Source organism: Frankia sp. CcMO1 (assembly GCF_977945845.1).
This window is the reverse complement of sequence record NZ_CDWTMG010000181.1, coordinates 1-9,904: the sequence shown is the minus strand read 5'-3', so window position 1 is coordinate 9,904 and position 9,904 is coordinate 1. Positions and strand designations below refer to the sequence as shown.

General features: G+C 71.2%; 2 protein-coding genes and 1 pseudogene. All 3 read right to left on the bottom strand.

The window, feature by feature from the left end; all coding sequences use genetic code 11:
* Positions 1-1,370 (bottom strand): annotated as a pseudogene (locus AC08OU_RS18160) (Eco57I restriction-modification methylase domain-containing protein); the annotation flags it as partial.
* On the bottom strand, positions 1,367-4,231 hold the full coding sequence (locus AC08OU_RS18155) for a helicase-related protein (RefSeq protein WP_476605385.1): 2,865 nt from the start codon (positions 4,229-4,231) through the stop codon (positions 1,367-1,369). The pseudogene AC08OU_RS18160 and the gene AC08OU_RS18155, both read right to left, overlap by 4 nt.
* Positions 4,228-9,495, bottom strand: a complete 5,268-nt coding sequence (locus AC08OU_RS18150) for a DEAD/DEAH box helicase (protein ID WP_476605384.1) — start codon at positions 9,493-9,495, stop codon at positions 4,228-4,230. Before AC08OU_RS18150 ends, AC08OU_RS18155 begins: the two co-directional genes overlap by 4 nt.
* Between the last annotated feature and the right edge of the window lie 409 nt (positions 9,496-9,904).

Below are 9,904 nucleotides of genomic sequence, written 5' to 3'. Positions count from 1 at the left end.
CCGGAGGTCTTCCGGTCGTTGCCGGCCAGGGATTCCAGGGTGAAGGTTCGCTCGACGGCGTCGTGGCGGGGGACGAGTTCCAGGAGCGACTCGTAGATGCCGCCGAGTTCGTCGGCGCCGAGGTTGCGGTAGTCGACGGTCCTCGGCGGCTGGCCCTTGGGCTGGACGACCGCGAGGTGCCGGATGGCGGTGAGCAGGGCGTCGTTCGGCAGTGGTTGGCCGGCGACGACGTCGGCCGGTCCGTGGTCGAACAGCCCGCCGATGCCGGGGAGGCCGAGTTCCGGGCGTCCGCCCTCGCGGCCGAGGGCGTCGATGACGACGGAGACCGCCTGCCACAGGTCGGCGTGCTTGGTGCCGCGCCGCTTGAGCGAGAGCCGCCGCAGCCGGGCGGTGGAGAAGTAGCCGGCGTACCGGGCCCGGGCGGCCGGGTCGGCCTCCGGAGAGAGCAGGGCGTCGCGGTCTTCGGCGACGAACAGGAACAGCAGCCGGTAGGCCAGCCGCAGCAGGGCGCGGTGGTAGTCCTCCAGGTGCAGCGTCCGGTCGGCGAGTCGGCGGTTCAGCTCGGCGCCGGCCGGGTGTTGCAGGAATCCGGTGCCGAGGGCCTCGATGGCGCGTTGGACGCCGTCCCGCAGCAGGAACAGGGCGCGGGTGCCGGACTCGATCGAGGCGGTGCGCCAGCGCTCCAGCCAGCAGTCCGAGGCGGCCCCGCCGGGCGAGAGCAGTTCGACGCGGGACTCGTGGGTCATCAGGAACAGCAGGACGAAGTCGGAGAACACCTCGCCGTCGAACATGGCTTCGAGGTCGAACTCCAGGTACGACTGGCCGGAGAGTGAGGTGGAGTCGCGGAGCAGGCGCAGCTGCCGGCCGTTGGAGAGCAGACCCCAGGCGTGGTCGTCGCTGCGGTTCAACAGTTCCTGGAGCATGGCGTGCGGTGCGCGTTCGGCTGCGCCGGGGACGCCTTTGGTGCGTTTGTCGAGGTCGACTCCCCAGCCGAGCAGGTGGACCGGGGTGGCCTCCCAGAGGTGGGAGACGCCGAAGGAGTGGCCGCCTGCGTGCAGGCCGCCGGCTGGGGTGGCCGGCACCCGGCCGTAGCCGAGTTCGCGCAGCAGCACGAGCAGCCACTTCTCCCGGGTCAGCCCCACCGCCGGGTCCTTTCCGGCGAGCTGGTCCCGCGCCGCGCGGAACGAGGACCAGATGCCGGTGAGGTACGACCACGCCCGGTTGGCCGCCTCGCGAGGGGTCTCCCCGGCGCCCAGGTGGTATGCCGATGGGGTCAGCCCGTCCAGGGCGCGGTCTCCGGCGACCACCCGGGCGAGCAGGTCGGGCGGGAGCAGGCCGCCGACGGTCCGGACCGTGGTGAAGTCGCTCATGCCGCACCCGCCGGCAGCGGGAGGTAGAGGTAGACGCCGAGGACGTCGACCGGCTTCTGCGCGGTCACCTTCAGGCCGCGGCGGGCGGCGCCGGACCCGGCACGCACCCTTCGGTGACTGTCCAGAAGGGCGTCCGCGTCCCGGTCGGCCCGCTCTTCCAGGGCCGGGTACAGCGCCGGTAGCTGGCCGAGCACCCGGGCGGTGAGCTGGTGGGCCTGGTCTGGGGGGATGTTGGCGTCCGGCGCGGCCTCCTGCAGGGCTGCGACGTCCTCGTCGGTGAGCCAGCGCGGGTCCTCCGGGCTGCCGGTGAACGCGAGCAACCTGGCGTCCTCGGCCACCTGTTGCCGAAGGCCGTCCCGGCCGGGCAGGTCGAGGTGGAACCGGAACCGGACCAGCAGCAGCGTCGTGCGGGTGGCGACGGCGCGGGTGCGCACGACGCCCGCACGCCGGGCCGGGCGGGCGGCGGGGTCGAGGGCCGGGTCGAGAGCGGCGTCGAGCACGTGACGGGCGAGTGCCTCGACCGCCGGGTCGGTGCGGGCGAGGACGGCGTGCTTGCGGGGGACGGGAGGTTGCCGATGGAACGGAAGTGGTTCGGCGTGACCGGCGGGCAGGGCGTCCCGGACACCGATCGTCAGCACCGCGGTGACGGCGTCGAACCCGGTCTCCGAGGGCGTGACGGCGGCGCCGAGGGCGCGCAGGGCCTCGCTGGTGAAGTCCTCGATCTCCGCGCTGCCACCGAGCGCGGACCGGACGGCGGCCACCTGGGCGGCGACCTCCTCGGGGTGGATCGCCCGCTGCGCGTACTTGGTGCGGGACACCCGTTCGGTCTCGGCCGACGACTGCCATTCGCGGTGCAGCGCCTCGGTCTTCTCGGTGAGGCCCAGGTCGAGGGTGAGCTGGCTGGCGTCCTGCCCGCGCAGGATCAGGCCCTCCATCAGCGCCTCGACGACCGAGTTCGAGCCGTCCGGGACCGGCACGGAGACTCCGGTGGCCTTGCTGATGGCCTGGTGACGGCGGATCAGGACGTCCAGGACGATCCCGTCGATGCTGTTGTCGGTGCCGTAGATGGTCACCGCCCGGACCACCGGCGCCCGCTGGCCGAACCGGTCGACGCGGCCCTCGCGCTGCTCGTGCCGGGTCGGGTTCCAGGCCAGGTCGTAGTGGATGACGGCCTGGAAGGGGCCCTGCAGGTTGACCCCTTCGGACAGGCAGTCCGTGGCGACCAGGACGTGCCGGGCCTCGGTGCCGGTCAGGTCGCGGATGCGCTGCTCGCGCTCGGCCGGTGGCAGCGTGCCGGTAACGGCCGCGACCTCGACGTTCTTGCCGAGCGATCCGGCGAGGTGGTCCGCGACGTAGTCGGCGGTGTCGATGAACCGGCAGAAGACGATCGGGTCGTACCCGTCGGCGAGCAGGGCCTTGACCTGCGTGACCAGAGTCGTGAGCTTCCGGTCGGCAGCCGGCCCCTCCAGCTTCGCCGCCTCCCGGGCCAGCGCCAGCAGCCGCCGTCGCTGCGAGGATCCGGTGCTGCCCTCGCCGGAGGCGGGGTCGGTGTCCGCTCCTGGGGTGGTGTCGAGAGACTCCAGGGCCTCGTCGTCAGCGGAGTCGAGAACGCCGGCCCGTCCCAGGGCGTCGGCCTCCGCGACGTCCACCGCCTCGGCGGCTGCCGCGCGGGTGCGGAGGGTGGCGGCCGCGGCGCGCGGCGACGAGGCGAGGGTGCGCAGCAGCGCCAGCGCCGACCACCAGCGGACCCGCTGGTGCAGGGGTCCTCCGCTGGAGTCCTGGACCTGCTCGCGGGCGTAGTCCAGGACCCGCTCGAACAGCGCCCGGTAGTCCGGCCCGAGCGCGTAGGGCGCCTCGCAGGACTCCCGGTCCGCGGGGAAGTAGGTCTCCTCGGTGAATCCACTCTTGTCGTCGAAGAAGCGCCGGATGTCGGCCCGTCGCCGCTGCACGAAGTGCCGGGCCAGCCGCTCCCGGCCGGTGCCGGTCTCCAGGTTGAGCGTGGCCAGCGCCGGGTCGAGCAGCGAGATCAGGTTGCGGAAGCCTTCGTCCTTGCCCGAGTGCGGGGTGGCGGTGACCAGGACCAGGTGCCGGGTGTCATCGCGGGCCAGGTCGGTGAGCAGTTCGTGGCGCTGGTGGCGGACCCGCCTGCCGAGCGAGTCGTCGGCGACCGCGGTGTGTGCCTCATCGACGATGACCAGCTCGGGGCAGTGGTTGAGGAACTCGTGCCGCCGGGTGGGGGACTTGATGAAGTCGGTCGAGACCACGAGGTGCGGGTAGCGGTCGAACAGGGACTGGTTCATCAGCAGGCCGCGTTCCAGCCGCTTCACCGTGGAGGTGAGGACCAGTTCGGCGTCGATGGCGAACTTCTCCCGGAGCTCGCGCTGCCACTGCTCGGCCAGGGCCGGGCTGCACAGGACCGCCAACCGCTGGGCGTCGCCCTGGGCGAGCAACTCGGCGGCCACCAGCCCGGCCTCGATCGTCTTGCCGATGCCGACGTCATCGGCGATCAGGAGCCGGACGGTGTCCTGGCGCAGGGCCAGCATGAGCGGCACGTACTGGTAGGCCCGGGGTTCGACGGCGATCCCGGCCAGCGAGCGGAACGGGCCCGCGGAGGAGCGGAAGCCCACCCGCAGAGCGGTCCGCAGCATCGCGGCACTGGTGGCGTCTCCGAGGTCGTCCGGGCTGGGCAGCGGGAACGTCGCCGGCGCGACGGGTTCGAGAGCGGGGAAGATACCGGCCACGTCGTCGCTGCCGCCGCCGAGCGGGCGTAACACGAGGAAGTCCTCGGCGCTGTCGGGGAGGACCACCCACTCCCGGTCCCGGGCCCGGACCAGGGTCCCGACTGCGTACCTCACGCTCACGTCCGTTCCTGACCGGTGCCGAGGGGGGCGGATTCCTTGGCCGTGCCGAACACCGACGGGTAGCGGGCGACGATGGCATCCCAGTCATCGTCATGCCGGATGCGGATCACCATCCATCCGGCGTCCAACAGCCGCTCCTCGGCCGCGCGGTCCCGCTCGGCCTGGCCGGCGTGGTCGTGAACCGGGCCATCGACGAAGACAGCGACCGAGCCGGTCCGCCCGTCGTAGACCAGATCGGGACGGGCCATTGCCTCGGACACACTGACCTGGGCCCGGTCAGGCAGCCGGAGACCACGGCTGTCCAGCCAGGCGATGAACCGCTGTTCCAGCCTGGAATCAGCCAGCTCTTCCAACAGGTCGCGCTGGTCGCCGCGGGCACGGCTGCCGGCTCCGGCGGTCGTCGCGGACGACGCGATGCTGAGCAACAGGTCCCGCACCGAGTGCCGGTCGATCAGCGAGTGCCAGATCTGGTTGCCGTAGGAGAGCAGGCAGTCGTAGCAGGCGCGCTCGCAGCGCTCCGGGGCGCCGGGTGCGTGATCGAGATCGACGCCGGTGTCCGGGTCGAAATGCGCGATGCTCAGGGCGGTCCGGGCCACTCGAGCCATGGCGTCGGGCTCGGTCACCAACCGGCGCAGTACCCCCGCGCCACCCTCGGCGGACTCGGTCACCAGCAGCCGTCCTCGGTGGTCCGGGTCCGGCAGCAGCTGGCTGTCCAACTCCGAGTCTTCCAGCTGGAAGTACGCTTCGGCGCCCCGCTCCAGGGCGTAGCGCAGACTGGTCTCGGTGGTCTCGTCCACGCGGTCGCGCAGGCGCACGACGAGGATGTTGCGTCGGTCCTCGACATACGGAGTGACTTTGGCCTTGCGTTTCACGTCCTCGGCCGCGTCCAGGTTGTCGGCATCGACGGTGATGTCGGCCGCCTTCTTGTCCGACAGCCACCGGCCCTCGGCCAGGTCGAGCCAGAACCCGCGGTCGGCCTGGTCCTTCCGCCTCCGGCGCCCGACATTCGCCACCCGGATGGTCGCGCTGTCCCCATAGCGCAGATCCAACACCGCCGGCGACGGACCCGTCGTCCCGGCCGCGCCAGCGCTGGTCACGGCGTCGAGCTGACCCGGGCGGTCGCCATGGTCATGGAACCGGTAGGACACCTCCAGCTCGAACCCGGAGCGGCGCCGCTCCTCCTCGTCGCTGGAGATCCGCTCCCGGCGCCGGGTGAAGACGGTCTGCAGGCGGAGCAGCCCGTACGTCTTGGCTCCCAGAGGCTCACCGCAGGCGTCGCAGACATCGGTGCCGACCGCGACCGGGTGGTGGTATCCGCAGGCATGGCAGCGCCGGGCCTCCTCGGTTTCCACGCCTGACTGCACTCCGGGCACCCGGGGAAGCTGGACGCGGACCACCTCGTAGCGGGCGCCCTCGTGGTAGATCAGCGCGCCGGGACCGAACTCGCTGATCGCCAGGAACCGTGGCCGCTGCAGGTAGTCCCCGTCGCGGGAACGCGACCAGCCGCGGATCCCCGGGATGTAGGCGGCCAGGGGCAGCCGAGGGAAGGAGTAGCCGGGCAGGAAGCCTTCGGAGGCGAGGTAGCGGTAGGAGTAGAAGTCGGTCTGACCGAACTCGCTGTCCTCGTTGCGGAGCAGGACCAGCTGGTTGCGGGCGTCCCGGGCCCGCCGCTCCGCGGCATCCCGCGCGCCGCTCGGCGCCCGCGGGTCGACCGACAGCTTGCTCTGCTCCTGGTGCTCGGCCAGGGCCGCCCGGTACAGCGAGCGCCACCGGTCGATGGCCAGGTCAAGGCCCTGGGCGGCGGCGGCGACCTGGTCGGCCACCCACCCGTCGTACCACCAGGTCACCGGCTCACCTGCGCGCTCCCAGGTACCGCGCAACTCGTTGAGGACGTTCTCGGCGCGGTGCGTGGCGCGCCGCCGGGCGTCCTCATCGATCAGTGCCCGCCACACCTCTGGCAGGATCGTCAGCGTCGGCCCCTCGCCGCTGACATCGACGAGGTCGGTCAGCCGGGCCCGCAGCGACTGGTCGGTCTCGGCCAGCCAGACCGCATGCACGTGCGAGCGGACCAGATCCTCGTTGGTCAGGTCCAGCCGTGGTGCCGCGACCGACCCGGCGACCATCTCGCGGGAGTGGCGGAAGTAGTACGTGTCATGGGAGTTGCCGGTGGCGCAGTAGGTGACGACCAGGGCCGGCTGCCCGGACCGGCCGGCCCGGCCCGAGCGCTGCGCGTAGTTGGCCGGGGTCGGCGGGACGTTGCGCAGCGCAACGGCGTTCAGGCTCGCGATGTCGACGCCGAGTTCCATGGTGGGGGAGCAGTACAGCAGCGGGAGGCTGCCGGCCCGGAACTCCTGTTCCCGCTGCTCGCGGTCCTCGGGCGGCACCTGCGCGGTGTGCTCCTTCGCGTGCAGCCCGGCCAGCGTGGACGCAACGTTGCGGTAGAGGTCGACGAAGAACGGGTTGACCCGCGCCACCGCCTCGCTGTCCAGCGACCGACGCAGCGGATCGTCGGCCCCCTTCGTGCCGTCGCCGGCCACCCAGCGCAGCGCCGATGCCTTCACCCGGTAGCCCGGAACCCCGTCGACCTCGACGACCCGGGTCAGCACCCCGGTCTGATCGAGCACGCCGAACAGATCGACGATGACCTCCTGGCACTCGGCCACGGTCAGCTCGTGGCCCAGGCCGACGTCCCGGCGGCGCAGGTAGCGGCCCAAGGCCGAGCGGCCGGAGACGTTCAGGTCGTTCCGCATGCCGCCAGGCCGCCCGGACCGGGGGAACGCCGTCCCGACATCGATCAGGCGCTCTCCCTCGGCGATGGCCCAGGTGCCGACGAGGTGCTGCCGGGACTCGCGCACCAGCCGGTCGAACCCCGGCTGGGTCAGGCAGTCCACGTCAATGGCCAAGACCTTGCGCAACTCGTCCAGAAGGATTTTCACCAGTTCCGCACGCAGCCCGGGCACGGCCGCCTGGAGAGCCGGGTGGGTATGCCGCCAGGAGTCGGCGTCCGCAGCGATCTCCGGTAGGTCGACGTAGCGGACCTGCAGCAGCCCGGACTGTTCCAGGTTCGGCATGGTGACCCGCCAGCCGCGCTGCAGATCGGTGTAGAGGCGGTACTCCACTGCCCCCCGCAGCGCCCGCTCGGCCTGCTCGCGGGCCGAGAACTTCGCCAACGGGTTGGCGGCGAAGTCCGGCATCGTCAGACCGAGGGAGGCGGTGACGCGCTGCCCGACCGTCTCATGCGTCAGGCTGCCGCCGGCCGCCGTCATCGCCTGGTAAACCCCGCCGCGCAGCTGGGTGACCTGCACGAAGTCGTTGAAGTGCCCCGCCTGGAGCGAGGCATCCTGGCGGTTGTCCACGAAGGTCAGCAGCTTGCGCGCCTCACCACTGAGCTGCGAGGGGTCCAGCGCCTTCAGTGAGCGGACGATGCTGGCGCTGACCACGGTCACCGCCGAGGAGCGGCCCTCCCGGTCCAGCGTGGCCAGCTTGGCGTAGTCGTTGCCGCGTACCTGCTCATAGGAGATCCGGCACCGCATGCAGAACGCGAACGGCGTCGAGACGAACCACGCCTGTAGGCCCTGGCCGCGCCGGGTCTCGCCGCCATCCGGGCCGAGCCACACCTCGGTCGGTAGGTACTTCTCCTTGGTGGCGACGACCACCTGCTCACCCGACTCGGTCGTGGTCAGCCAGTGGTCGGGCAGCCGCCCCTCCTTCATCGGCTCCTTCGGCCACGGCAGATCGGCCGAGACGTACAAGTACCCGGTGACGCTGTCGCCGCCGGAGGCGTCGGCGTCGCGCCGAGGCACGTACGCGGCCTGGCCATCCCGCCACAGCTTGGCCACCACCAGGTACTCCTGGCCGCACTCTCGGCAGAATCCCAGCGGCAGCAGCGCCTTGTCCGGGTCGCCGGGGACTCGCAGCTGATAGGTACCGGTGATATGGCGAGTGTCCTCGGGCTCCAACGACACGAACACCGTGTCGCCCTTCGACAGGAACTGGTGCAGCCGGAACGCGAACAGTGGCCGGTTCGTGCTCGGATGGCGGGCGCTCGAACCCTCCAACAGCACGCCCCGGATCGCCGCAGCGCACGAGACCGGATCCAGTCCGGTCTGCTCAGCCAGCGTCGCGGTCGCCAGCCTCACGGTGGTGGGCTTCCGACGGACCAGACGACCGGTAGCGGGGTCGCTGTCCAGCCCGAACGTGTCCTCGATCCACGTTGCGAGCGGATCCGCCGCCAGCTGCTCGTAGTTCCGAGCTGCACCGGAGTTGGCCGCGGACACCGCGGTACGCAGGGTCGTCCCGGTCGGCCGATCCGAGCCCGTCGCCCGCTCCAGGGTCTCCCCGATCACCCTGCTCGGGGTGACCGGAGAGCCGAAAAGCCGCGTCGCAACCTCGGCCACGGCCACCTTCTGGTCGTCCGCGGTGCCGTCAGAGGCCATCGTCGCTGACGTCCCCACCACCTGCAGGTCCGGGGATGCGCAGACATCTCGCAGCCGCCTGACCAGCAGCGCCACGTCGGCGCCCTGCCGGCCACGGTAGGTGTGGAGCTCGTCCAAGACCAGGAACCGCAGGCCCTGCGCCGCCCGGATCAGGTGCCGGCGCTCGTCCGGGCGAGTCAGCACCAGCTCAAGCATCACGTAGTTGGTCAACAGGATGTCCGGAGGCTCGGCCAGAATCCGACGGCGCTCGTCGTCCTTCTCCTGCCCCGTGTAGCGGGCGAAGGTCACCGGCTCGCCACCGTCCGGATAGCCGAACCGCAGGAACTTCTCCAGCTCACCCAGCTGCGAGTTCGCCAGCGCGTTCATCGGGTACACAACGATCGCCTTGACCCCCGGACGTCGCCGACCCTGGTCCAGCTCGCGTTCTCGCAACACGTCATCGACGATCGGCACGATGTACGCCAGCGACTTGCCCGAGCCCGTCCCCGTCGTCAAGACATACGAGTCGCCGCCTCGCGCGGCCTCCACCGCCTCCCGTTGGTGACGGTGGAGGGTCAGCGTGCTCGAGCCCGGGTCCTCGCGGCCGGTCTTGACCCGGAAGATGCGCTCACACTCCGGGTGCAGCACACCCGCGCGCGCCAGCTCCGAGATGCTCCCGCCCGACTCGAAGCTGGGATTGAGGCTGAGCCACGGATCCGGCCACTGCACGCCATCGCACAACTCGCGGTCGACATGCGCGCGAATGCGAGAGTCGCGGACCTCCACGAAACCGGACGTGAACGCCCGATAGTCACCGATCAGCTGTTCATGGATCTTGAACACATCCATGCGTTCGGCAGGCTCCCGTCCACTCGCCTCGCGACGCGGTGCGCCGTAGATCAACGCACGGTGACGACCCTACCCGGCTGGGTCACGTCGAGAGTGGACCAATTCACCCGCCTTCCGACGAGTCGGATGGGCAAGCGGCTCTGACCGGGCATCGGCTCTGACCAGCGCCCGTCACCCCCACCTTGGAGAACGTGAGCTGCGACACGGATCCTGCGAGGGTGTCCAATCCCGCCTGCCCTGACACCTGCTCCCGATGACCGAGCGGAGCGCTTCCGCAATGACCGGCCCGTTCGCACTACCCGGCGAACACGCCGGCCCCGCGGCGGAGAGGAACCTCAAGATGAGCACGCCGTGCGTAGATCACGACGCCCAGCCGTCGCCGCGTTCATTCGAGGGCGTGGCGCAGGTA

Bases quoted from the DNA above. Each gene is read 5' to 3' on its own strand.
- AC08OU_RS18150 (WP_476605384.1), bottom strand. From the start codon at position 9,495: ATGGATGTGTTCAAGATCCATGAACAGCTGATCGGTGACTATCGGGCG.